Genomic DNA, 23,804 nt, shown 5'->3' with positions numbered 1-23,804 from the left:
ATGTTTGGTAAATTAAGTTGGGAAGCGGTCCCGTTCCACGAACCGATCGTGATGATAACCATCGCCATGATCGCGCTCGGTGGTCTGGCGCTGTTCGCTGCAATCACTTATTTCAAGAAGTGGACCTACCTGTGGACCGAGTGGCTGACCTCGGTCGACCACAAGAAAATCGGCGTGATGTACATCATCGTCGCCATGGTCATGCTGCTGCGTGGTTTTGCCGACGCCATCATGATGCGTACCCAGTTGGCCATGGCCACCGAGGGTTCGCCTGGCTACCTGCCGCCTGAACACTATGACCAGATCTTCACCGCCCACGGCGTGATCATGATCATCTTCATGGCGATGCCATTCTTCACCGGCCTGATGAACCTTGCAGTGCCGCTGCAGATCGGCGCGCGTGACGTTGCCTATCCGTTCCTGAACTCCTTGAGCTTCTGGCTGCTGGTATCGGGCGTGGTGCTGATCAACCTGTCCCTGGGCGTCGGCGAATTCGCCAAGACCGGTTGGGTTGCCTATCCGCCGCTGTCGGGCCTGCAATACAGTCCGGGCGTGGGGATGGATTACTACATTTGGGCGCTACAGCTATCCGGGTTGGGTACGACGCTGACGGGGGTCAACTTCCTGGCCACCGTGCTGAAAATGCGTACCCCGGGCATGAAGCTGATGGACATGCCGATCTTCACCTGGACCTGCACCTGGGCCAACGTCCTGATCGTGGCTTCGTTCCCGATCCTGACCGCTACCCTGGCACTGCTGACGCTTGACCGTTACATGGATTTCCACATTTTCACCAATGAACTTGGTGGCAATCCGATGATGTACGTCAACCTGTTCTGGGCCTGGGGTCACCCCGAGGTGTACATCCTGATTCTGCCGGCATTCGGGATCTTCTCCGAAGTCATCTCGACCTTCACTGGCAAGCGTCTATTCGGCCACCACTCGATGGTCTACGCATCGGGGGCGATCTCGATCCTGGGCTTCATGGTCTGGCTGCACCACTTCTTCACCATGGGTTCGGGTGCCAGCGTCAACGCCTTCTTCGGTCTGGCGACGATGCTGATTTCGATTCCGACGGGGGTGAAGCTATTCAACTGGCTGTTCACCATTTACCAGGGCCGTCTGCGTTTCACCAGCCAGGTTCTGTGGACCCTGGGCTTCATGGTGACCTTCGCCATCGGCGGCATGACCGGCGTATTGCTGGCCATCCCGGGTGCTGACTTCGTTCTGCACAACAGCCTGTTCGTGATCGCTCACTTCCACAACGTGATCATCGGCGGCGCGGTATTCGGTTACATCGCAGGCTTTGCCTTCTACTTCCCGAAAGCGTTCGGCTTCAAGCTGCACGAAGGTTGGGGCAAGGCAGCGTTCTGGTTCTGGATCTCGGGCTTCTTCGTCGCGTTCATGCCGCTCTATGCACTGGGCTTCATGGGCATGACCCGTCGTCTGAACGCCACCACCAACCCTGAGTGGGTGCCTTACCTGTACGTGGCCATGTTCGGTGCGGTGATGATCGCTGTGGGTATCGCTTGCCAGCTGATCCAGCTCTACGTGAGCGTGCGTGATCGCAACAAGCCAGAAAACATGTGCGAACACGGCGACCCGTGGAATGCCCACACGCTGGAATGGTCGACCTCGTCGCCACCACCGTTCTACAACTTCGCTGTGCTGCCAAAAGCCGAAACCATCGACCCGTTCACCGAAGCCAAGGAAAACGGCACCGCGTACCAGGCACCTGCCCGTTACGAGCCGATCCACATGCCAAACAACACCGCGACCGGTGTGGTCATGGGCGCTCTGTTGACCGTGTTCGGTTTCGCGATGATCTGGCACATCTGGTGGCTGGCCATCGTTGGCCTGGTTGGCACCGTGGTCTACTTCGTGATCCACGCTGCACGTGATGACCAAGGCTACATGGTGCCGGTCGAGACAATCGAACGCATCGAAGCCGAGCAGCACAAGCGTCTGGTAGCGGCCGGGAAAGTTCCAGCCACCGCCACCCGTGTTGAAACCTCGTTGGAACAGGCTTAAACCATGTCGAACTTAGTGACCAATGCTGGACACACCCATGTCGATGGACATGGGCACGATGACCATCACCACGACTCGGGCGAGATGACCGTATTCGGTTTCTGGCTCTACCTGATGACCGACTGCATTCTGTTTGCGTCGATCTTCGCGGTGTACGCGGTACTGGTTAACAACGTAGCGGGTGGCCCGTCGGGCCACGACATCTTCGAACTGCCCTACGTGCTGGGCGAAACCGCTCTGCTGTTGTTCAGTTCGATCACCTACGGCTTCGCCATGCTGGCGTTGTTCAAGGGCAAGAAGAACCAGGTGCTGGGTTGGCTGGGCATGACCTTCCTGTTCGGCGCCGGCTTCATCGGCATGGAGATCAACGAGTTCCACGTACTGATCTCCGAGGGCTACGGCCCTAGCCGCAGCGGCTTCCTGTCCGGGTTCTTCACCCTGGTCGGCACCCACGGTCTGCACGTGACCAGCGGTCTGATCTGGATGGCGATCATGATGTACCAGGTGCAGAAAAACGGCCTGACGGCGACCAACAAGACCCGTCTGAGCTGCCTGAGCCTGTTCTGGCACTTCCTGGACGTGGTGTGGATCTGCGTATTCACCGTTGTTTATCTGATGGGGACTATGTAAATGGCTAACGCTCATTCCCACGATAGCCACGACGCCGGCCACGGCAGCGTCAAGTCTTACGCTATCGGTTTCATTCTGTCGGTGATCCTGACCGTCATTCCTTTCGGCCTGGTGATGTACCCGTCGCTGCCGAAGTCGCTGACTCTGTGGATCGTACTGGCTTTCGCCGTTATCCAGGTGCTGGTGCACCTGGTGTACTTCCTCCACCTGGACCGTTCGGCCGCGCAGCGTAACAACGTGATTGCGTTTGTTTTCGCCGCGATCGTGATTGTCCTGCTGGTTGGCCTGTCGCTGTGGATCATGTTCAGCATCCACACCAACATGATGGCGAAGTGAGGTAAGTCCGAATGTCCTTGAAGCACTTTATCCAAATCACCAAACCGGGGATCATTTTCGGTAACGTGCTTTCAGTGGCAGGCGGATTTTTCCTGGCCTCGAAAGGGCATGTCGATCTGGCCATTTTCCTGGCCGCAATGATCGGCACATCCCTGGTAGTGGCTTCCGGTTGCGTGTTCAACAACTGCATCGACCGCGACATCGACTTGAAGATGGAACGCACCAAGAATCGGGTGCTGGTCCAGGGCTTGATCTCCCTGAAGCTGGCACTGATTTTCGCGACCGTCCTCGGTGTTGCCGGCGTTGCGTTGTTGTACAAGGTGGCTAATCCGCTGGCCGCGCTGTTCGCGGTGATCGGTTTCGTCATCTACGTCGGCTTCTACAGCCTGTACCTCAAGCGCAAGTCGGTTCACGGCACGCTGGTGGGCAGTCTGTCGGGCGCGATGCCGCCAGTGATTGGTTACGTCGCTGTGACCAACAGCTTCGACATGGCCGCACTGACGTTGCTGGTGATGTTCAGCCTGTGGCAGATGCCGCATTCCTACGCCATCGCGATCTTCCGCTTCAACGATTACCTGGCCGCATCGATTCCGGTGTTGCCCGTGAAGCGCGGGATTCAAGTGGCCAAGAAGCACATCCTGCTCTACATCCTGGCGTTCCTCGTAGCGACCTTGATGCTGACCTTCAGCGGCTACGCCGGCATGAGCTACCTCGCCGTCGCCGCGGCCATGGGCATGTACTGGTTGTACATGGCCTGGACCGGCTACAAGGCAGTGGATGACACGGTCTGGGCACGCAAGCTGTTCGTGTTCTCGATCTTCACCATTACCGCGTTGAGCGTGATGATGTCGCTGGACTTCAAAGTGCCGAGCGAGTTGTTGCTGACGTACGCGCCTTAAGCGTCGGATGCTGTAAATAAAAGCCCCGCCCTTCGAGAGAAGAGGCGGGGCTTTTTTTTGGGTGCCTTTCTGGTGGACCGTGTTGCCCCAATCGCGAGCAGGCTCGCTCCCACATTTTGATCGGTGTTGCGTCAGATGCTGAGTACGACGCTGAACCCCTGTGGGAGCGAGCCTGCTCGCGAATGTTTTCCTGCGCTTGAGCTGAATTACAGGAAACCGACGCAGATCGGAGTGAAAAGCCCCGCCTCTGATCGAAGAGCGGGGCTTTTTCGTTTACGCGCGGTTGTTACACGGTGCGCCAAGCACCTTCATCACGTCATCGATAATCGCCTTACTCATGTCCTGCAAGTAATGCGACGCCCAGGCATGTCTGTCGGTGTCGCGGACCATGGCAGCATCGGAGGCGAGGAGTTTGGAGATGTGGAGCAGGTCGGAGGCGTGAGAGAGGGCTTCGATCACTGGGACGCCGGCGTTGATGCGGAACAAAGATTGGTTGGCGTGGAAGGAAAAGTGGGTGAGGCCGATGGTTTTCAGATCTTGAGGGTTGGTCATTGAGTGTCACCTCCGGTGGTCGGGCGGGGGTGGGGGATGAGTGGTGGAGCAGAGGGATTGATTTTGTTCATTGAGCAATTCCTATATGTCAGTGGAGCTGCCCCGATCGTTATCAGGCGAAAGGGTGGCAGCTGTGCGCAGGCTGATAACCGGGAATATAGGAAACCGGCAGACCCGAAGGTCTCCCGCGCACAGCCGCCATTGCACGAAATGCAGGCATAAAAAAAGCATGCAATCGTGATTGGAGCGCTGAGGCGTCGATATATTACCCGGGTTATCAGGCCCGGTCGCTGAGTTGGCAGCGACGATCTGAAGTTAGCGTGCGGTGTTGGGTGCCGCAATCGTAGCGATCTGGTGGCTGGGAATGTCATGCCGCCAGCAAACGTTTCGTTGAACGCATGTTTTGTGGCGAGGGAGCTTGCTCCCGTTCGGCTGCGCAGCAGTCGTAAAGCCTGCCAGGGCGGTGTGTCTCATGAAATGCAGGGGAGTGCTTCGCACTCCAGCGGGAGCAAGCTCCCTCTCCACACAAGTGGTGAGGTGGTTACGCTTTGTAATAGTCGAGCAATCTAAAGAACCGCTCGCGCACCTGCGGGCTATCACTGTGGGCGACGTTGAAACGCAGGAAGCTGCTGGCATCGGCGGCTTTACTCAGCAAGGTGCCGGGGGCAAGGACGAAGTCGTTTTCCAGGCCTTTGCTGGCCAGCGTTTCGGCATGCAATTCTTCGGGCAATCGTGTCCAGATAAACAGCCCTTCACCTGGGATCGATGACACTGAGCAACCAGCCTCTACCAGCCATCTCGTCACGCGACTGCTCGATTCATACAGGCGATCAACCGTGCGCCGGGTGTGTTTGGCGTAGCTGCCATTGCTGAGCATGGTGCAGGTGATCTGCTCCGCCAGTTCCGAGGTGACGCCACCGCAGGCCAGCTTCAAGGTGATCATTCGTGCGGCCAGTTGCGGCGATAACGCGGTATAGCTGACCCGGCTGTTGGCGGTCAGGGTCTTGGAGAACCCGGACACGTAACTGACATTGTCCAGACCGCCTGCGGCCAGGCGCGGGGTGCGCCGTTGCTGGATGTCGCCGTACAAGTCATCTTCGAGGATGTGCACGCCGTAACGGTGGCTCAGCTCCAGCAGGCGATAAACCTGGGCGGCGGAGAACGAGTGCCCGGTCGGGTTGTGCAGCGTGCTGTTGGTCATATAAAGCACAGGGCGATGAGCAATCAGCAACTGCTCGAACGCTTCCAGATCCAGCCCGTCGCAATCGCGGGAAATGGTGATGACCTTGGCGCCGTGCAACGCCAGATTGGTGTGCATGTTGAAGTAACACGGATCGTCGAGCAGCACCGTGTCGCCAGGTTTTATCAACAGGCGCATCAGCAGGTCGATGGCTTGCACGGTGTTGGCGGTGGTGATGATCTGCTCGACCGGCACTTCGATGCCGACGGTCGACAGCTTGACTCGCAACGCCTCGCGCAACGGTCGGTAACCACCGACTTCACCGTATTCGCCCATGCGCAGTGCGGTCGCGCGAAGGGTGCTGCGCACGGCTTTGAGCAATTCGTCAGCGGGCAACCACGAGGCGGGCAGAAACCCGCAGCCGGGGCGCAGCGCGCCATTGTTCAGCAGCAAGGCGCGGCGGACCCGGCTGAGGGTGTCTTGGGGTTGCAGGTCGGGGCCGGTCGCACTGTGGGGTTGGCTGCTTGGGCGGTGAATGTAATGCCCCGAGCCTTGGCGTGAGACCACCAGCCCCTTGGCCCGCAATCGGTCGAGCGCGTCGACCACCGTGGATTTACCCACGTTCATCAACTCGGAAAGTTCGCGAATCGGTGGCAACTTGGCCCCGTGAGGCAGGCCACCCTGGCTGATGGCCAAAGACAACTGATCGACGATCTGCTGTACCAGCGGCACTCCAGGCTGGAACTCGATGGCGGCGATGACGGCGCGCTGCATTTTACTGGTCTCCCTGGCAGTAAAGTTCGCTGGATTCTATACGAACTTGCTCTGATCAAAGCAAGCGTCTGTCTCTACCATCATCTGCGCGTTTGCATGATTGATTAAGAGGGTTCAGTTAATGAGTAATCAAATGAGTCGCGACGAACGCTTCCTCGCGATGGCAAAAGAACTCGGCTTTGATATCTACGACGAGAACTCTGCCGGCGGGCATTACGCGCCGCTGCTTCGGTACGATGATGAACTGTATGTCAGCGGACTGGTACCGCGGATGAATGGCAAAATCCAGTACCCCGGCCGGGTGGGACTGGAACTTAATCTGGCCGATGCTCAAGAGGCGGCTGGCATCAGCGCGATACGCGGACTTGCACTGATCCGTGAGGCCATCGGGTCGCTGGATAACGTCAAGGCACTGCTGCGCATCACGGTCTATGTGAAATCCACGTTCGACTTTGTGGACCTTAGTGACGTGGCCAATGGCGCGTCCGATGTCTTCACGCATGTGCTGGGTGACGCGGGTAAACACACCCGAACGACCGTCGGTGTTTATCAGCTGCCGAAGAACGCTCCGATCGAAGTGGATATGATTGCGGCTCTGTATCCGTCAGCGCGGTAATCTTTCGGACATACCTGCTTTTGTGGCGAGGGAGCTTGTCGGAACGCCGCACCGTCCCGCTTGAGTGCGCAGCACTCACAAGAGTCGGCATTGTTGCCGCATTTTTGGGGCCGCTACGCAGCCCAGCGGGAGCGAGCTCCCTCGCCACAGGTTTCTTATTGACTGAAGGCTTTCAGGTTGATCGTGTTACTGCGCGGCGATGCTGTAGCCGTCGAACGCGGTTTGCTGCTGAAGTGCGGTGATGATGTTCTTGCGGTTGACCGCGTGTTCGGCTCCGGTGTTGTCCAGGAACGTCTCGCTTTCAATTACCGCGTCATCGCCTTCGCCGACGAAGGTCAAGCCGAGGAATTCCAATGCTTCGCGGTCAACGTTCAGGCTCGAACGTGGAGTGCGCAGCGGCAGCGTGACGCTTATGCCGTCCTTGCTGATGGTGAACACTTCGAGGTCTTTTTTGGCGCGAGCCACCTTGCTCTTGCCGGTGCTCGGGTTGCTGATGGCCTGGTGGGTCTGGTTCAGCACCTTCAATGCCAGGCCATAGACGATTTCCTGAAAGGCCGGGTCGTCCTTGAAGCTGGAAAGAATACGGCTGATCGGGAACTTGCTGCTCAGGTCTTCAAGCGCGGCAATGTCGGACGCTTCGGCGTCTTTCAGTTGTTTGAGCTCGCCCATCAGTTCATAGGCTTTATCGTCGTCGAAGCCGTCGTGAGCCTGGCGAATCGCGACGCGCAGTTCGCGGATTTGGTCGCTTTCCCGGGTGGATTGAAAAGCGTCCAGGACCATCTCGCTGATGGTCTTGGCCTGTGGCACATGGTGTGAAAGATTGATGGAGTTTTCGTATTCCGCTTTGGACGACAGGGTGACTACGGATTCAGCGGTATTGGAATCGGACATTGAAATTTCACTACTTCTTTTAACTTGGGTTTAGGCGAGAAAGCACGGAGCCTTTTCAGGCCGCCTAATCTATTGGACCTGACCTGAGTTGTCACGGATGAACAGATGGTTTGTCATCATTTTTGGCGGGAAGGCGTCATTCGCTGAAGCTCCAGCGCATTGGCCGTCGCCGCGCCACTGGCGGTGTTGTCGAAGATGCACCAGGCGGGAGTGCCTTGCGCACAGGATTGTATCGTTTGAGCCAGATCCTCAAGCCATGGCAGTTCGTAACTCGAGTAGTAGATTCGCGGTGATCCGTGCAATCGGTAGTAGCCGATGCCCGGCCAACCTCCGGGCACATCGCCATTGGGCAGCGGCGAAGGATCGGCAGCCACTTGGCCGATTCGATGTTCAATCAGTAGCGCTTGCGCCTCAGGTGTTTGCCAGCTGACATGCCTCGGTTCAAGCACTGCAAACCCTCTGTAGTGCGAACGAAATGTGGTGAAGAAGGTTTCGGCAGTTTTGACATCGAACGATAAGGAGGGCGGGATCTGGATCAGCAGGCACCCAAGCTTCTGGCCCAAGTGGGAGCATTGCTCGATAAAGTTGTCGAGCAACTTCGTACAATCCAGCAAGCGAGTTTCGTGGGTGATCTGCTTGGGGACTTTGACTGAAAACCGAAAGCCCTCCGGCACACTCTCGGCCCATCGTGCGTAGGTTGCCGGGCGGTGAGGCCGGTAGAACGAGCTGTTGATTTCCACGCACGTCAGTTGTGCCGCATACCGTTGCAGGTGAGTGCCTGCGGTGGGAAATGCCTTCCACTGTTCGCGTGGGAGGCTCGATCCAGCGCAGCCGATATACAGGGGCGTTGTGGCAGTCATCAGTGTTTTTTCACCTCGGTATCGGGTTCAAAACTGTGACCACACAAACCGGGCTATTTCCCCATCGAATTCAGGTTTATCGAGCGAACGGCCCATTGTTCTGCCGTTTGCTCATCCACCGGCAAGGAGAAGCGGAAGGTCGCACCGCGCCCCGGAACGTCGATCAACTGGATCTCGCGACCGTGCAGCTGCAGGATCCGATGCACGATCCGCAGCCCCAGCCCGCCATCGCGCCGGGCACCGCCAATGTTGAATGGGCGCAGGAACAAGCCTTCGCGCAATTGGGGCGCGATGCCGGGGCCGGTGTCGCTGACGGTCACTTCGATAAAAGCCCCTTGAGGTCGTAGGCTCAATTCGATTTCTCCACCCTGGGGGGTATCGCGCAGGGCGTTGTCGAACAGGTTGGTCAGCACGCGCTCGATCAGTCCCAGATCGGCGCAGGCGGCTGAAACGTTAGGCGCGAAGGTCGCCTTGAGTTCGATCTGGCGTGCTTCGGCGGTGAGCTCGAATTTCTGGAAGATGTCCTGCACCAGATCGGTCAGGGAAAAACGCTCCAGCACCGGTTGCACGAACCCGTGTTCCAGCCGCACCAGTTCGAGCAGCGATTGCGCCAGGCCGCCAACCTTGCGGCTTTGATCCAGGGCGATGCCCAGATAACGACGACGGTCGGCGGGGGACAGCGTGGCGTCTTTGAGCGACAGGGTTTCCAGATAACCGTGCAGCGAGGCCAACGGGGTACGCAGGTCGTGGGAGATGTTCGCGACCAGTTCGCGGCGTTCCTGATCCTGGCGAGTCAGCGAGCGCCATTGTTCGCTGAGGCGGGTTTGCATCTGGCGGAAGGCGGCGTCGAGTACGGCTATTTCATCGTGGCTCGACGTTTTTTCTACCGGGTCCGATGCGGGCGGTGTGGAGGGGACGCCATCGATGTCGAACTGGCTGACTCTTTCGGTCAATCGACGCAACGGTCGGGTGATCAGGGCAAATGCCGTGAGGCCGGCGATCAGGCACAACAACGCCACCAGCCCGATGGACAACAGTGCGGTATTGAGCGCGGCGCTGGTGGCACCGCGTTCGGCGAAGCGGTCGTGTTCTTCACTGAGCAACACGACATAGAGGTAGCCTGCCGGTTTGCCGTTGACCTTTAGCGGCGCGGCGCTGAACACCTTGCGACCCTCGACGCTGCGCGGGTCGTCGCCGAGAATCGGCAGCGTATCGCCTTTGAGCAAACGCTGGATCGGTGCCAGATCGATTCGCTCCCGGCGTATCCGGCCGTCGGGGGCGGCGCTGCCGACAATTTGCCCCTCGGTATTGAGCAGATAGACCTCGACACTGGGATTGACCAGCATGAGTTTGCTGAACAGTTCGCGCACGGCATTGGGCATCAGGCCGTTAGTGTCCATCAGCACGGTGTCGCGGGCGATGTGCTGGGCGAGATCGCGCGAAAGCCCTTGAACCACTTCCAGTTCATGCATCTTGTTGGAGCGCACTTGCATCCAGGCCGATGTGCCACAGCACACCAGCAACAGGACGGCGAACACCAGGGACAGGCGTTGTGTCAGGGTCAGCCTCATGGCTGCTCCTCCTTGGCCGCGAACTTGTAGCCACGACCCCACACCGTGAGGATGCGCGCGGGTTGTGCAGGATCGGCTTCGATTTTGGCCCGCAGGCGGTTGATATGGGTGTTGACCGTGTGTTCGTAGCCTTCGTGGCTGTAGCCCCAGACTGCGTTGAGCAGGTCCATCCGAGAGAACACCTTGCCAGGCTGTCGGACGAAGAAATACAGCAGGTCGAATTCCCGCGGCGTCAGGTCCAGGCGGCGACCGTCGAGAGAGACGTCGCGGGTGATCGGGTCGATGGACAGGCCGTCGGTGGTCAGGCTGCCGGCGTCCATTTTCAGGTTGCGGGCCATGGCGTCGACTCGTCGCAGCAGAGCTTTGACCCGGGCGACCAGTTCAAGCATGGAAAAAGGCTTGGCCAGGTAATCGTCGGCACCGAGTTCCAGCCCCAGGATCCGGTGCATTTCGCTGGAGCGGGCGCTGGTGATGATGATCGGTGTATAGCGGGCCATTGCCCGCGCCCGCCGGCAGATTTCCAGGCCGTCGACACCGGGCAGCATCAGGTCGAGGATCAGTGCGTCCCAGTTTCCTTGCTGCAGCAGTCGCATGCCTTCATCACCATCGGCGCAGTGCACCACCTCGAACTGCTCATCGCGTAGATGCAGGCAGATAAGGTCGGCGATGTGCAGGTCGTCCTCGACCACCAGGACACGTTTGGTCTGTTCCATAAAGCTCAATCCTTTGTAGCGCAATGGGCACATTGTGCGGGTTTTCCTCGGGGCGAGTTATCACGAATTGTTTAACTGCCCGTGAGGATTTGGCGATCAACCCAAGCCTAGGCTGTGTTCCCTATCAGGCATCTGGAATTTTGGAGAAGGCCATGTTTTCACGGCGACAGTTTCTTGTAGCGAGCGGCGGGCTGGGCGCTGCAGCCCTGGTGATCGGTGTGTTGCCAAAATTTGCCGCCCGTACTGCGCTGGTCAGCGACGCCAGTGCGTCGGAGGTGTTCGAGGTGACTCACAGTGACAGCGAATGGCGCGCCATGCTCAGCGCCGAGCAGTACGAAATCCTGCGGGAAGAGGGCACCGAGCGCGCCTACAGCAGCCCGCTGAACAACGAGCATCGCGAGGGGACCTTCGCCTGTGCCGGTTGTGATCTGCCGCTGTTCTCTTCCGACACGAAGTTCGACAGCCGCACCGGGTGGCCCAGCTTCTGGGCACCACTGGAGAAGGCGGTGGCGACTCGCCAGGACCGATCCTTCGGCGTGCTGCGCGAGGAAGTCCACTGCCGCCGCTGTGGTGGTCACTTGGGCCATGTCTTCGACGACGGACCCAAACCCACCGGCCTGCGTTACTGCATGAACGGTCTGGCGATGACCTTCGAGCCCCAGGCAGCGTGATCCATGGGCACTTCCTTTCACTCACTTCTTGCAGGTCGATGCTATGTGGCTTCTGGTTCTCGCTTATCTCGGTGGTGTGCTGACGATTGTCAGCCCGTGCATTCTGCCGGTATTGCCGTTTGTCTTCGCTCGCACCGGGCAGCCGTTTATGAAAAGTGGCTTGCCGCTGCTGGCGGGGATGGCACTGACCTTCGCGCTCGTCGCCTCGTTGGCGGCGGTGGGCGGCGGCTGGGTGGTGCAAGTCAATCAGTACGGTCGCTGGCTCGCGTTGCTGTTCGTGGCACTGTTCGGGCTGACGTTGCTGCTGCCTCGATTGGCCGAGCGCCTGACGCGTCCCCTGGTGGCGGCCGGCAGCCGACTGTCGGAAGCCGCGGGTGCCGATGCTCGTCCGCGTCCCGGCGCTTCGTTCCTGATCGGCGTCGCCACGGGTCTGCTCTGGGCGCCTTGCGCCGGGCCGATTCTGGGTCTGTTGCTGACCGGGGCGGCGCTGCAAGGGGCAAGCATCGCCACCACGCTGCTGTTGCTGGCTTACGCCGCGGGTGCCGCAACCTCCCTCGCCGTGGCGTTGTTGCTGGGCGGTAAAGTCTTTGCGGCGATGAAGCGCTCGATTGGCGCGGGTGAATGGGTACGCCGGGGCTTGGGCGCGGCGATGTTGGCCGGTGTGGCGGCTATTGCCCTCGGGCTGGATACCGGGATTCTGGCGCGGGTTTCGACAGCTTCCACTGGCGGCATCGAGCAGGCGTTGGTTAGCCGGTTGGCCGGTAAGTCACCGAACAACAGCGGAGCGATGATGGCCGCTGGCGGGGCGATGAAAATGTCGGCGAAAGTGCCGGGCGCATTGCCGATTGAGGGCAACCTTCCGCCGCTGGACGGTGCCGTGCAGTGGCTCAATTCACCCCCTCTGACCGCACAGGCATTGAAGGGCAAAGTCGTGCTGGTGGATTTCTGGACTTACTCCTGCATCAACTGCCTGCGCACCTTGCCGTATGTGAAGGCCTGGGCCGAGAAGTACCGCGATCAAGGATTGGTGGTGATCGGCGTTCATGCACCCGAATTCGCCTTCGAGCGTGATGTGGGCAACGTCACCAAAGCCATGAAGGACCTGGGCATCACCTATCCGGTGGCGATCGACAACGACTACAAGATCTGGCGAGCTTTCAACAACGAATACTGGCCTGCCCACTATTTTGCCGACGCGCAGGGGCGCATTCGTTATCACCACTTCGGTGAAGGCGAGTACGCCGAATCGGAACGCGTCATCCAGCAGTTGCTGCGTGAAGCAGGCGCCACAAAAGTCGCCGACGGGCTGATCAATGCCGATGCCACAGGGGTTCAACTCGCCCCGGACATGAATGAAGCCCAGTCGCCGGAAACCTATGTCGGCTACCAGCGTGCGGAGCACTTCGTGCCTGAAACAGGTTTGGTGCCAGACAAGGTGTCGGCGTACAGCACTCCGCCGCAACTGGCACTCAACGATTGGGGGCTGGACGGTCAATGGAACGTCGGTTCGGAGCGCGCGACCTCAAGCGCGCCGGCCAGCCGCATCGTCTACCGCTTCCACGCTCGCGATTTGCACCTGGTGCTGGGCCCCGGCGCAGACGGTAAGCCGGTGCGCTTCAAAGTGCTGATTGACGGAAAAGCCCCCGGCGATGCCCACGGCACTGACGTGGCGCCCGACGGCAGCGGCAGTGTCACCGAGCAACGGCTGTATCAATTAGTGCGCCAGAACGGCGGTGTGACGGACCGAACCTTCAGCATCGAGTTTCTCGATCCGGGTGTATCGGCGTATGCCTTTACGTTCGGGTGATAGCCCTTTCATTTGTTCAGGAGTCAGACTCATGAAAACCCCCTATACCTGGCGCCGTACCTTATTGGGTTTGGCGGCTGCCGGCGTCATCGGCCAATGCTCGGCGTTCTCTTTCGGTGCTGCTGAAGACGCGGTCATCATTCCGCCGCCTGCCCTGGATGAAACCACCCAGGCCCACAGCGAAACTGCGGTCTTCGCCGGTGGTTGCTTCTGGGGCGTCCAAGGGGTGTTCCAGCACGTTAAAGGCGTAAAAAAAGCCGTCTCAGGTTACGCCGGCGGTGAAGCGAACACAGCCCAATATGAGCGCGTCAGCGATGGCGATACCGGTCATGCGGAATCGGTCGAGGTCACTTTCGATCCGTCGCAGGTCAGCTACGGCACCTTGCTGCAGATCTATTTCTCAGTGGCCCACAACCCCACAGAGTTGAACCGCCAGGGCCCGGACAGCGGCACGCAGTATCGGTCGGCGATTTTCCCTGCGAACGCTGAACAGCAGCGCGTCGCCCAGGCCTACATTGCCCAGCTCGACGCCGCCCGTTCGTTCAACAAGCCCATCGTGACCAAGCTGGAAACCTACAACGGTTTCTACCCGGCAGAGGAGGAACATCAGGATTTCCTGACCGAGCACCCGACCTATCCATACATCGTGATCAACGACCTGCCGAAAGTGGCGCAACTGAAGCAACTGTACCCGGATCGTTATCAGGAGAAACCGGTGCTGGTGAAGGAGGGGATGTGAAGAGCAATTTGGCTCTCGCGGGCATGCAGGAGGTTACTCATCCCGAAATCACATTCTTGCCCGCGATCTTCGACCGATACAACGCCTGATCCGCCCTCGCCAGAAGACCGGTCTGTTGCTCTTCTTCAAAGCGCTGGACCACGCCAAAACTCATGGTCACCTGAAACTCTCCCACAGGTGGCAGGCTCGACAGGCCGTGGCGGATTTTTTCGGCGATGGATCTGGCGTTGGTCAGCGAGGTATTGGGCAGGATGAGGATAAACTCGTCGCCGCCCCAGCGCGCCAATAGATCGCCTTCGCGCACGCTGCGTTCCACACTCTCGACGACCTGAATCAACGCCGCATCTCCCAAAGCATGGCCGTAGTAATCGTTGATGTTCTTGAAGTCATCGATGTCCATGGCGATCAGTGACAGCGGCTGCCGAAAGCGCTGGGCACGGTCGCATTCTTGGGGCAGGGCTTTTTCCAGGCGATAGCGATTGGCGATCGATGTCAGCGCATCGGTTTCCGCCAGTTTGCGGTTTTCTTCAAGTTGAATTTGCAGCTGCTGATTGACCCGCGACAATTCCCGGGTGCGTTCTTCGACGATGGCTTCCAGGGATTGATTGCGCCGTTCCATCTCCTCGAAGAGACGTTTCTTGTCTTCGATACTGCGGTGCGCGCCGACCATCCGCGCCACCGATCCGTCGACATTGCGCGCCAGCACGTAGCCGCGATCCTCGATCCAGGTATAACTGCCATCCTGCTTGCGGCAGCGATACTCGGCTTGATAGCCCGGCGCGCGTTGATTCAGGTAATCATCAAACACTGTCATCACCCGCGGGTAATCGTCGGGGTGAATCACGTTTTCCCAGGTAAACACGGTGTTGTCCAGGGAGTGAGCTTCGTAGCCGAGCATTTCGTACCACCCGGGATTGCGGTAGACGAACCCGGTGTTGGCGTTCCAGTCCCAAATGCCGTCACTGACCAGTTCCAGAATGGTGTGCAGCATGTCCTCGTTCAAATCCGACACATTGAATTTCAACGGCTCGATATTCGATGCTTCACCCATCACCGCTCTCCCTGCTGCACTGATATCAAAGTGACCCGTCAATCGGGGAGATTAGTGCATGGCGTATTGCCCCGGCTAGTGCTTGGCCCACAACTGCATGGCGAAGTCGACGAAGCGACGTAATTTGGGCAAACGGTAGCGATCCTGGGCGTATACCAAATGCATCGGTCGGCTCGGCAGTTGATAGTTCTGCATCAACGCCACCAGTTTTCCATTCAGCAAATCCTGCTCGACCAACGCGTCAGGCAACATCACGACACCCATCCCGGTTCGAGCGGCCTGATGCAGCCCAGCCGAACTGTTGATCAGCATCGGCCCTCTGACGGCCACCATCACTTCGCCTTCCGGCCCGCTCAGGCGCCACTGTTTTTCCACGGATTGCCAGTCATCGCCGACCGGATAGGCAAAGGACAAGCAGTCGTGATGTTGCAGGTCTTCGGGTTTTTCCGGTGTGCCTCGGCGCGCCAGATAGTCCTTCGAGGCGCACATGGTCAGCGTGTAGTCGATGAGCGGACGGGCGATCAGGTTGGACGGCTCAATCGCGCCCAAGCGAAACGCCACATCGAGGCCGTTCTCGAGAAGGTCGGGTCGCCCATTGGTGAGCACCACGTCCAGTTTGACTTGCGGGTAGCGCAGGGTGAACTCGCTGAGCGCTGGCGCGAGCTTTTCAGTGCCGAAGGTCAGTGGGGCAGTGATGCGCAAGATCCCGCTCGGCGTGTCCTGGCTCTGCTCGGCCAGGCGCTCGGAGTCGGCCACCAAGCCCAGCACCTCCAGACAGCGCTGGTAATAGGCAGAGCCGAATTCCGTCAGCCGTTGGCGCCGTGTCGTACGGTTCAATAAGCGCACACCCAGGCGTTGCTCCAGCGCGCGAAGGTGATTGCCGACCATGGTCGTGGACATTTCGCACTGCTGCGCAGCCGCAGTCATGCTGCCGGCTTCCACTACTCTTACGTAAACCGTCATTGCCTGGAACAGATCCATTATCAAGCCCAGCTTTAAGATGATTGAAGTGTTACAGCGTTTATCCAGCTCAGGTGGCTAACCATACTGCAAAAACACCGCCAATTGATGGAGCTTGATGTCATGACCGCCGCCTGCCTGATGACCACTTACCAACCTCTGGCCCTGAGTTTCAGCAAAGGTCTGGGCACCCGACTTTGGGATCAGGCGGGTCGTGAGTATCTGGATGCGGTGGCGGGTGTTGCGGTGACCAATGTCGGCCACTCTCATCCCAAAATCGTGTCGGCGATCAGCGAGCAGGCCGGGCTGCTGTTGCACACCTCCAATCTCTACAGCATCGACTGGCAACAGCAGTTGGCGCAGAAACTGACAAAGTTGGCGGGCATGGAACGGGCGTTCTTTAACAACTCCGGTGCCGAAGCCAATGAAACCGCGCTGAAACTCGCGCGACTTTACGGCTGGCACAAAGGCGTCGAGCAGCCGCTGGTGGTGGTCATGGAAAACGCTTTCCACGGCCGGACATTGGGCACCTTGTCCGCCAGCGACGGCCCGGCCGTGCGTTTGGGATTCAACGAGTTGCCCGGCGACTTCGTCAAAGTGCCCTTCGGTGACCTCAATGCGCTGGCAAAGGTGCAGCAAGCCCATGGCGCGCGCATCGTGGCGATTCTGATGGAGCCGATTCAGGGTGAAAGCGGCGTCCAGTTGGCGCCTGCCGGTTACCTGAAAGCCGTGCGCGAACTGTGTAACCGGCGCGGCTGGCTGATGATGCTCGACGAAATCCAGACCGGCATCGGTCGTACCGGCCATTGGTTCGCCTTCCAGCACGAAGGCATCGTCCCGGACGTCATGACCCTAGCCAAAGGCCTCGGCAACGGCATCCCCATCGGCGCTTGCCTGGCCCGGGGCAAAGCCGCCGATCTGTTCACCCCCGGCAGCCATGGCAGCACCTTCGGCGGCAATCCGCTGGCGTGCCGGGTCGGCTGCACGGTGCTGGACATCATCGAAGAACAGGGCCTGCTGGAAAACGCCAGACTGCAGGGCGAACGTCTGCTGGCCAGATTGCGTGCCGAACTGGCGGACGACCCGAACATCCTGGCAATTCGTGGTCAAGGCCTGATGATCGGCATCGAACTCAAACAGCCGATCCGCGACCTGACCCTGATCGCCGCACGGGATCACGGCTTGCTGATCAACGTGACACGGGGCAAGACCATTCGCCTGCTGCCGCCGCTGACGATTGATGAGCGGGAAGTGGAGATGATTGTCAGAGGGGTTTGTCGGGCAGTGAGCGCAGCCTGAAATATGTATCTCTGTGGGAATTGCCGTGCGTGCGCCGAGCCTTCGACAGTTCCTACAGGGTCTGAATCTCCGCCAGCGTAATCAGTCGTCTTACAGAGGTTTGTCCTGCACGAAGATTATCAATCGACTTGAGTAGACGTTCAGCGTTGGCTATGGAACTCAGAAGATAAGTTGTTTCATCGGGTGCTTCGGAGTCGCCCAGCGCGATCTTTCCACTTTCTTTGCGACTTGCTGAATGCTTGACGGTTTGCATTGGTTTCTCCCCAATTGATAGCGATGGATGCTGAGTATCCATCGACTAGCCAAGGGATGTTTCCGAGACCGATGTAATCCCGATCCGATTTGCCTACGAGATGAATCGGGACGCTACAGAGTGTTCACGAACGCCAAGATTTCACTTCGACTCATAAGTTTGATCTTTGAACCACTGAACGCTTCAAACAGACGCTGGTGTGCGGAAAACCCACTGGAGTCCTCGCGAATACGATAACTGCCAGCCCATTCCAGCAACGCAATCAGCAACCCGTCGTTGTCCGGTCTGTTTTCTCGCAGGCGAATATTGGCGATGCAGTTTTCATCGTCAACACACAGCCAGACAAGCGCTGTTGCTCTGTGGATAAGTTCGCTGACGATCCAGCCGTAAACACCCTCGATCACCCAGCACTCTTCATCGGCCAGCACCCGCGCCATGCCCAATGCTTCGGGTCGAGGCCGGGCGATGCTGCGTTCGTCTGACGCCCAGTGAACCTGATCAAGATCGATCCACGGCACGTGAAGTTGCTCGGCCAATCGTTTTGCCAGCCAGCTTTTGCCTGAGCCAGAGTTACCGATGATCAGGGTTCGGGTGAGGTCCATGGTGACTCACACTTTCAGTTGTCATTCTCAGGCGCAACCATCCGCGTCTTCGGCGCACCATTCGAGTTGTGCTGATAAATTTCCTGGGGTTGTCCTTTCTCATTGAAGAACACTTGGCCGATTCCCGCCGAATTCCACAGCCGTTCACCCGCTTCAGCATGTTCAGGGGTGTGCGGGATGATGCGCATGCGTCGGCGTTTGGTCAGCCAGTTGAGCGGCGAGCGCGGTGAGTAGAGCCAGCGGTTGAGGCGATCGAACCACTCGAGCAGCGCGGGCGGGAATTCGTTTTTGATGCCGCTGCTGGTGATTTGCCAGATTCGCGGGCCGGCCTTGCGGTGTCGGATCAGGACTTCGTAGACGAAGGAATAATGCACATCACCTGACAGCACCACGTAGTTACCGGGCGTACGCGAGTGTCGGAAAATGTTCAGGATCACCTGCGCCGCGCCACGATGGGCCATCCAGTTTTCCGCGTCGACCAGCAGCGGATAACCGCACCAGCTGAACACTTTTTGTACGGTTTCGATCAGTTTGACGCCGAAGATCGGCGCCGGCGAAACGATGATCGCCGACGGATGATCCAGCAGTTCCTGCTGCAGTTCGCTGAGGGCTTCCCAGTCCAGCAGACCTGAGGGTTGCTTGAGGTTCATCTCGCTGCGCCAGCGTCGGGTGCGGGTGTCGATGACGACCAGCGCCGGGGTGGTCGGCAGCACGTAATGCCAGTGCTGAAAAACCAGCAGCTCATCAATCAAAGCGTCCTGGACGTCGCTGTCGAGATAATGATCGTGCCCCGTGGCACTCAATACGCAGGCTTTTTCCAGGACAGCGCCAAACGCATCCGGGTTGTTGCCCCAACCCTGGCACAGCATGTAGGCGAGCAACGCGTTGCCGATGATGCGCTTGGAGAACGGATGGCCGTATGCCGTTTCCTCCCATTGGGCGGAAAGATTCCAGTCATCGGTGATGTCATGGTCGTCGAAAATCATCAGGCACGGCAGATGCGCCATCGCCCGCGCGACACCGCCCAGCCCCGCCTTGAAGTCATCGATGCGCGTCTGCTCGAGGGCATAACGTTTGCGCCTTTCGGGCGTCAGCGCGGGTGGTTGTGGCGCGATCAGCGTCCAGGGAGTCGGCGACCAGACCAGCAGGTACATGGCCATGACTTCGGCGAACGTCACCAGATGGTTGTCGGCACTGCTGCTGGTAAAAATCGGCTTGCGCGCCCCGCCGAAAAATCGCTCGCGCAAGGTTTTGTTGCTCTCAAGCGCCGGTAACAAATCCGCACGATGGTAATAACTGGCAGGGTGCTCGTAGAGCTTGGCGCTGTCGCTGACCACCGCCCCTTCGAGGCGTTCTTCGAACAGCTCAAGTCGCTCGATCAGGGCATGGATTGCCCGCAACATCGGGCCGGCGACGTCGTCGGCGTACACCTGATCGCCGCTCATCATCAGCAGGGCCGGGCGGTCCGTCGCGGCATGCTCCGTCGCCAGAAAACGATCGACGCACAGCAAACCGTCGGCGGCCGGGTGGTGAGGTTTGCGGCAGGAACCGTGCAGCAACTGATCGATGCGCGAACGCAAAACAAAGTTCGGGCAACGGGCTTCGCCGTACAGCAGATGAGGCGCCCAATCGGCAATGCCTTCCAATGCGTCATCTATCAACAGGTCATAGTCGATCCGGGTGTCGCAGGGCAGGGCGGTCGACAGCGGCACATCGATCAGATGAACGAAGGCATGCTTGCCAATCGGGATGACCGTGCATTGCCCGGCATCAAGGCGAATGTCGCCAACACCCTGCAGGCGCAAGGTCAGCGACAAGGCCCGGGTTCCCACCAGCCAGAGCACCAGGCGCGTGGGCTCCAGACGCCGCAACAGCGGGCCGGCGAGGACCGGTGGCAGAGAGCGGTGGCCGTCGGGGAATGGCGAAGACATGGGCATGCAGGTTCAAGACTCTTGGTGCACAGAGCGCGCGATGATAGCGCAGCCAGCGCCCAGGATTATCTGATGGCCAATGGCTTTCTGCTGAATCTGTAACAAGCGATGATCGATTCGGCATCACCCACACCCATAAAAGGATTGATGGCGCTTCATCAAGGCAGCGAAAGGCTCTCCGCTGTCATGACACTCGTTTCCCCATTGGCCACCAGCCAGCGAAACAGCTCGCTCACCGACACCGTATGACTGCGCTCGATCCAGCGCACCACCGCCGGGCCGTAGTGTTCGGTGTAGCGGCTGAGCACCACTTGGCGGCAGTCCGGCGACAGGCGCAGGGTGATTTCCCGGCAGTGCAGATTGGCTGCGTCGTCCCGGATCATCCGTTGTTGCAGAATCAGGTTATTGCCTTCAGAAACCATCGGCCGGTGCTCCTGTGCATTGAGGTTTGGTGTTCTGCGGCGAGCCTTGTTTGCCATCAACCACGTAAGCGGCTCGATGCTCGGCGACCACATTGCGCAGGGCGCTGTAATAATCCGGCAGTTTTTGCAGGCTGTCGGTCAGCGGTAACGCTTCTGCTCGACCATCGACGATGCCGCCGACCGTGTTGATGGTGGACAACGTGTCCACGGTATCGCTGTTGCTGCCGAACGGATCGACCACAAAACTCAGCACTCGCCCGGCCGCATCGCGGCTGTTCGAAGTGCCGAACAATGGCAACTCGACAATCGGCCCGTTGCCGATGCCCCACACGCCGAACGTCTGGCCAAAGTCCGAGTCGTGACGCGGGATGCCGGCCATGCCGGAGACATCGATCAAGCCCACTACGCCGACCGTGGTGTTCAGCGCGAATCGCCCCAAGGTGTTGACCGAGCGCATCGGGTTGCCTTGCAGCAGGTCATTGATAAAGACCTTCGGCTCGCCAAAGTTCGCCACGAAGTTATGCACACCCGTCTGAAAAAAGTCCGGCAAGTAGCGATAACCGCGAGCGACCGGCGCCAGAGCGTAATCGTCGACCACCCGATTGAACGCGAAGACGCCGCGGTTGAACGGTTCTGCCGGGTCGTCCACCGAATAGCTGATTTCGGCGCAGGTCACGGTGGTGGGCGAGGGCGGTTGACTGCTGCACCCCGCCAGCCCTGCGGCGAACACGGCGATCGAAGTGTTGCGGGCCAGCCAGGGAGCACATTTGAAAGGCAACATGGACGCGAGTCTCGGGGGAGGAATTCGCCGAGATGCTGAGCCCCGAGCCTTGCGCAAAGATGTCTGGTTTATTGCGGCGTTGACGTTTTATTGCAGGATTGAAATATATGACGTGCTGCCCTGAATGGTTTTAGATGGCGGTTCCATTCGCCCCTCAAGTGACCTCCGGTGAACAGCCTTCTAATTGTGGACGACGACCTTGAAGTCCTCGATCTGCTGAAAAAATTCTTCGTGCAGCACGGCTACAGCGTCGAAGTCGCCACCGACGGCGCGTCGCTGTGGGCGGCCATCGAGCGACAGCCGCCGGACCTGATCATTCTTGACGTGATGTTGCCGGGGGACAGCGGGCTGATCCTGTGTCAGCAATTGCGGATTCGCTACGCCATGCCGGTGATCATGCTGACCGCCATGGGCGAACTCAGTGACCGGGTCGTCGGCCTCGAACTGGGTGCCGATGATTACCTGACCAAACCCTTCGACGCCCGTGAACTGCTGGCCAGAGTGCGCGCCGTGTTGCGTCGCGTAGACGAGCGCCGCCCGGTGGTGCAGGAACGCCCACGGCCATTGATCGACTTCGCCGACTGGCATCTCGACGTCACCCGCCGTGAACTGCGCTCGCCGGACAACGTGATGATCCCGCTTTCGGCCGGCGAGTTCGACTTGTTGCTGGTCTTCGTCGAACACCCCCAGCGCATCCTCACCCGCGAGCAGTTGCTGGACCTGGCGCGGGGGCATTGCCATGACGCGTTCGACCGCAGCATCGATGTGCAAGTCAGCCGCCTGCGACGCAAACTCGAATCCGACAGCAAACGCCCGGCGATGATTCGCACCGTGCGCAATGGCGGCTACCTGTTCACCCCCTGCGTGACCCGGCGATGAGCTGGCTGAAGCGGATTCGCCGGGACACGGTGGCGCGCTGGATCGCTTTGACGATCATTCTGGCCATGGTCATTTCACTGGCGCTCAACGGACTGTTTATTCAACTGGCCGGCGTGTGGGCGCGCCCGCCGCTGACCGAAACCGGGTTGCTGGATAAAATGGCCGCCATCACCCGCATCATCCAGGCCGCCCCGGCACCACTGCGCAGTCAACTGGCGCAATCCGTCAGCGACGAAGGCTTCACCGTCAGTTGGCACCTTGATCGGCGCGAGCTTAATCTGCCGACGGTGCAGGATCTGGATTCCGAAGTCGGCTCGACCGTTCTGCAGCCGTTGCTCAAATTTGCCGGTCGAATCCTGGTCTATGAGCCGGCGGACTGGACGGAAAACTCGACGGACGCGCATTACGCGCTGCTGATCCAGCTGCCGGATGCCTCCTGGCTGATGTTCGCCGCCCACTCGCGCAATTGGGGCCTCGACGATACGCCACGCTATCTGATCGTCATCCTGCTGGTGCTGATCTCCACGACGCTTGTCACACTGATTGCCACCCGCCGCCTCGCCACACCCTTGCAACACTTCACCGAGGGCGCCCGGCGTTTCGGCGTGGACTTCCGCGCGCCGCCCATCGAACCCCTCGGCCCCCAGGAAATCCGTCAGGCGATTCTCGCCTTCAACGCCATGCAGGCTCAGCTACAACACTTCATCCGCGACCGTACCCAAATGCTCGCCGCCATCTCCCACGACCTGCGCGCGCCCCTGACACGGATGCGCTTGCGCGGTGAATTCATCGAAGACAGCGAGCAACAGCAGCGACTGTTTCGTGATGTGGATGAAATGCAGGCGATGATCAATTCGGCGCTGGAGTTCTTCCGGGATGATGCCCGGCTTGAGCCGGCGACCCACTTTGATCTGGCGGAGTTGCTGCAAACGTTGCTCGATGATTATCGGGATCAGGGCATCGACATTGCGTTCAACGGGCCGCTGCGGCTGGTGTATTTCGGGCGACCGTTGGGACTGAAGCGGGTGATGACCAATCTGCTCGATAACGCGATCAAGTACGCCAGTGAGCCGGCGATTGAACTGATTCCTGCTGCCGGGGAAGTGCGGATCAAAGTACTGGATCGTGGACCGGGGATTCCTGAGTCGAGTCTTGAACAGGTATTCACGCCGTTCTTTCGCCTGGAAGGATCGCGTAACAAAAGTACCGGGGGAGTCGGGTTAGGATTATCGGCGGCGCGGGCCATTGTGTTGGAACATGGCGGGGAACTGAAACTGCGTAATCGGTCGAAGGGCGGGTTGGTAGCGTTGGTGGTGTTGCCCGTGCATCCGGCTTAGATGTTCATTTGAACGACAG

24 protein-coding genes are annotated in these 23,804 nt (G+C 59.3%); 11 read left to right on the top strand and 13 right to left on the bottom strand.

The window, feature by feature from the left end; translation table 11 throughout:
• Genes cyoB through cyoE form a run of 4 tightly spaced genes read left to right on the top strand, consistent with a single transcriptional unit; the run spans position 1 to position 3,896 of the window.
• Positions 1-2,031 (top strand): cytochrome o ubiquinol oxidase subunit I, encoded by a 2,031-nt coding sequence (cyoB, locus tag ACYZT6_RS21915; protein ID WP_462028606.1) that lies wholly within the window; start codon positions 1-3, stop codon positions 2,029-2,031.
• A gap of 3 nt (positions 2,032-2,034) precedes the next feature.
• Positions 2,035-2,661, top strand: coding sequence for a cytochrome o ubiquinol oxidase subunit III (locus ACYZT6_RS21910; RefSeq protein WP_461955624.1), 627 nt, complete (start codon positions 2,035-2,037; stop codon positions 2,659-2,661).
• Positions 2,662-2,997, top strand: a complete 336-nt coding sequence (gene cyoD, locus ACYZT6_RS21905) for a cytochrome o ubiquinol oxidase subunit IV (protein ID WP_084320724.1) — start codon at positions 2,662-2,664, stop codon at positions 2,995-2,997.
• Between the two features lie 11 nt (positions 2,998-3,008).
• Positions 3,009-3,896: a heme o synthase gene (gene cyoE, locus ACYZT6_RS21900; RefSeq protein ID WP_403100034.1), complete on the top strand. Its 888-nt coding sequence runs from the start codon at positions 3,009-3,011 to the stop codon at positions 3,894-3,896.
• Between the two features lie 273 nt (positions 3,897-4,169).
• Here cyoE and ACYZT6_RS21895 read toward each other — a convergent pair whose 3' ends face one another.
• Complete coding sequence (locus tag ACYZT6_RS21895) at positions 4,170-4,448, bottom strand: DUF3077 domain-containing protein (RefSeq protein WP_461976608.1); 279 nt, start codon at positions 4,446-4,448, stop codon at positions 4,170-4,172.
• Between the two features lie 541 nt (positions 4,449-4,989).
• Positions 4,990-6,402, bottom strand: coding sequence for an aminotransferase-like domain-containing protein (locus ACYZT6_RS21890; protein ID WP_462028605.1), 1,413 nt, complete (start codon positions 6,400-6,402; stop codon positions 4,990-4,992).
• A 133-nt stretch (positions 6,403-6,535) separates the two neighbouring features.
• Here ACYZT6_RS21890 and ACYZT6_RS21885 point away from each other — a divergent pair, with 133 nt between their 5' ends.
• The gene (locus ACYZT6_RS21885) at positions 6,536-7,018 is read left to right on the top strand and encodes a RidA family protein (protein ID WP_462028604.1); all 483 of its coding nucleotides are present in this window, start codon (positions 6,536-6,538) and stop codon (positions 7,016-7,018) included.
• A gap of 186 nt (positions 7,019-7,204) precedes the next feature.
• On the opposite strand, the gene ACYZT6_RS21880 is transcribed toward ACYZT6_RS21885, so the two are convergent.
• The 4 genes from ACYZT6_RS21880 to ACYZT6_RS21865 all read right to left on the bottom strand — a co-directional run bounded on the left by ACYZT6_RS21880 (position 7,205) and on the right by ACYZT6_RS21865 (position 11,053).
• Entirely contained in the window at positions 7,205-7,909 is a 705-nt protein-coding gene (locus ACYZT6_RS21880; protein ID WP_462028603.1) for a hypothetical protein, read from the bottom strand.
• Between the two features lie 116 nt (positions 7,910-8,025).
• Positions 8,026-8,769, bottom strand: coding sequence for a DUF72 domain-containing protein (locus ACYZT6_RS21875; protein ID WP_462028602.1), 744 nt, complete (start codon positions 8,767-8,769; stop codon positions 8,026-8,028).
• Between the two features lie 53 nt (positions 8,770-8,822).
• Positions 8,823-10,340 (bottom strand): sensor histidine kinase, encoded by a 1,518-nt coding sequence (locus tag ACYZT6_RS21870; RefSeq protein ID WP_462028601.1) that lies wholly within the window; start codon positions 10,338-10,340, stop codon positions 8,823-8,825.
• The gene (locus tag ACYZT6_RS21865; RefSeq protein ID WP_462028600.1) at positions 10,337-11,053 is read right to left on the bottom strand and encodes a response regulator transcription factor; all 717 of its coding nucleotides are present in this window, start codon (positions 11,051-11,053) and stop codon (positions 10,337-10,339) included. The genes ACYZT6_RS21870 and ACYZT6_RS21865 overlap by 4 nt, the downstream gene beginning before the upstream one ends.
• Before the next feature lie 152 nt (positions 11,054-11,205).
• On the opposite strand from ACYZT6_RS21865, the gene msrB reads away from it, so the two are divergent.
• The 3 genes from msrB to msrA are packed head-to-tail and all read left to right on the top strand — an operon-like array spanning position 11,206 to position 14,270.
• Complete coding sequence (msrB, locus tag ACYZT6_RS21860) at positions 11,206-11,724, top strand: peptide-methionine (R)-S-oxide reductase MsrB (RefSeq protein ID WP_461955616.1); 519 nt, start codon at positions 11,206-11,208, stop codon at positions 11,722-11,724.
• A 43-nt stretch (positions 11,725-11,767) separates the two neighbouring features.
• Positions 11,768-13,531, top strand: a complete 1,764-nt coding sequence (locus ACYZT6_RS21855; RefSeq protein WP_462028599.1) for a cytochrome c biogenesis protein DipZ — start codon at positions 11,768-11,770, stop codon at positions 13,529-13,531.
• 31 nt (positions 13,532-13,562) lie between these two features.
• Positions 13,563-14,270 carry a peptide-methionine (S)-S-oxide reductase MsrA gene (msrA, locus tag ACYZT6_RS21850; RefSeq protein ID WP_462028598.1) on the top strand — a complete coding sequence of 236 codons (708 nt, stop codon included), beginning with the start codon at positions 13,563-13,565 and terminating at the stop codon, positions 14,268-14,270.
• Positions 14,271-14,307: 37 nt separating this feature from the next.
• Here the strand turns inward: msrA and ACYZT6_RS21845 are convergent, their stop codons facing one another.
• Complete coding sequence (locus ACYZT6_RS21845) at positions 14,308-15,321, bottom strand: sensor domain-containing diguanylate cyclase (RefSeq protein ID WP_462028597.1); 1,014 nt, start codon at positions 15,319-15,321, stop codon at positions 14,308-14,310.
• 75 nt (positions 15,322-15,396) lie between these two features.
• Positions 15,397-16,302 (bottom strand): LysR family transcriptional regulator, encoded by a 906-nt coding sequence (locus ACYZT6_RS21840; protein WP_462028596.1) that lies wholly within the window; start codon positions 16,300-16,302, stop codon positions 15,397-15,399.
• Positions 16,303-16,404: 102 nt separating this feature from the next.
• Between ACYZT6_RS21840 and ACYZT6_RS21835 the strand changes: the two genes are divergently transcribed.
• Entirely contained in the window at positions 16,405-17,580 is a 1,176-nt protein-coding gene (locus tag ACYZT6_RS21835) for an acetylornithine/succinylornithine family transaminase (protein ID WP_462028595.1), read from the top strand.
• Positions 17,581-17,632: 52 nt separating this feature from the next.
• On the opposite strand, the gene ACYZT6_RS21830 is transcribed toward ACYZT6_RS21835, so the two are convergent.
• From ACYZT6_RS21830 to ACYZT6_RS21810, 5 genes are all read right to left on the bottom strand, one after another.
• On the bottom strand, positions 17,633-17,833 hold the full coding sequence (locus ACYZT6_RS21830) for a hypothetical protein (protein WP_462028594.1): 201 nt from the start codon (positions 17,831-17,833) through the stop codon (positions 17,633-17,635).
• A gap of 113 nt (positions 17,834-17,946) precedes the next feature.
• The gene (locus ACYZT6_RS21825) at positions 17,947-18,435 is read right to left on the bottom strand and encodes a shikimate kinase (protein ID WP_462028593.1); all 489 of its coding nucleotides are present in this window, start codon (positions 18,433-18,435) and stop codon (positions 17,947-17,949) included.
• A 14-nt stretch (positions 18,436-18,449) separates the two neighbouring features.
• On the bottom strand, positions 18,450-20,372 hold the full coding sequence (locus ACYZT6_RS21820; RefSeq protein ID WP_462028592.1) for an alkaline phosphatase D family protein: 1,923 nt from the start codon (positions 20,370-20,372) through the stop codon (positions 18,450-18,452).
• 152 nt (positions 20,373-20,524) lie between these two features.
• Positions 20,525-20,788 (bottom strand): hypothetical protein, encoded by a 264-nt coding sequence (locus tag ACYZT6_RS21815; RefSeq protein ID WP_462028591.1) that lies wholly within the window; start codon positions 20,786-20,788, stop codon positions 20,525-20,527.
• Positions 20,778-21,569: an MlaA family lipoprotein gene (locus ACYZT6_RS21810; RefSeq protein ID WP_462028590.1), complete on the bottom strand. Its 792-nt coding sequence runs from the start codon at positions 21,567-21,569 to the stop codon at positions 20,778-20,780. Before ACYZT6_RS21810 ends, ACYZT6_RS21815 begins: the two co-directional genes overlap by 11 nt.
• Before the next feature lie 168 nt (positions 21,570-21,737).
• On the opposite strand from ACYZT6_RS21810, the gene ACYZT6_RS21805 reads away from it, so the two are divergent.
• The gene (locus tag ACYZT6_RS21805) at positions 21,738-22,448 is read left to right on the top strand and encodes a response regulator (protein WP_462028589.1); all 711 of its coding nucleotides are present in this window, start codon (positions 21,738-21,740) and stop codon (positions 22,446-22,448) included.
• Positions 22,445-23,785 (top strand): HAMP domain-containing sensor histidine kinase, encoded by a 1,341-nt coding sequence (locus tag ACYZT6_RS21800; RefSeq protein WP_462028588.1) that lies wholly within the window; start codon positions 22,445-22,447, stop codon positions 23,783-23,785. Before ACYZT6_RS21805 ends, ACYZT6_RS21800 begins: the two co-directional genes overlap by 4 nt.
• The last annotated feature ends 19 nt before the right edge of the window (positions 23,786-23,804 follow it).

The sequence above is a fragment of the Pseudomonas sp. RT6P73 genome, from assembly GCF_054897715.1.
Note: the sequence above shows the minus strand (reverse complement) of the source record. Positions and strands in the feature narration are given on the sequence as shown.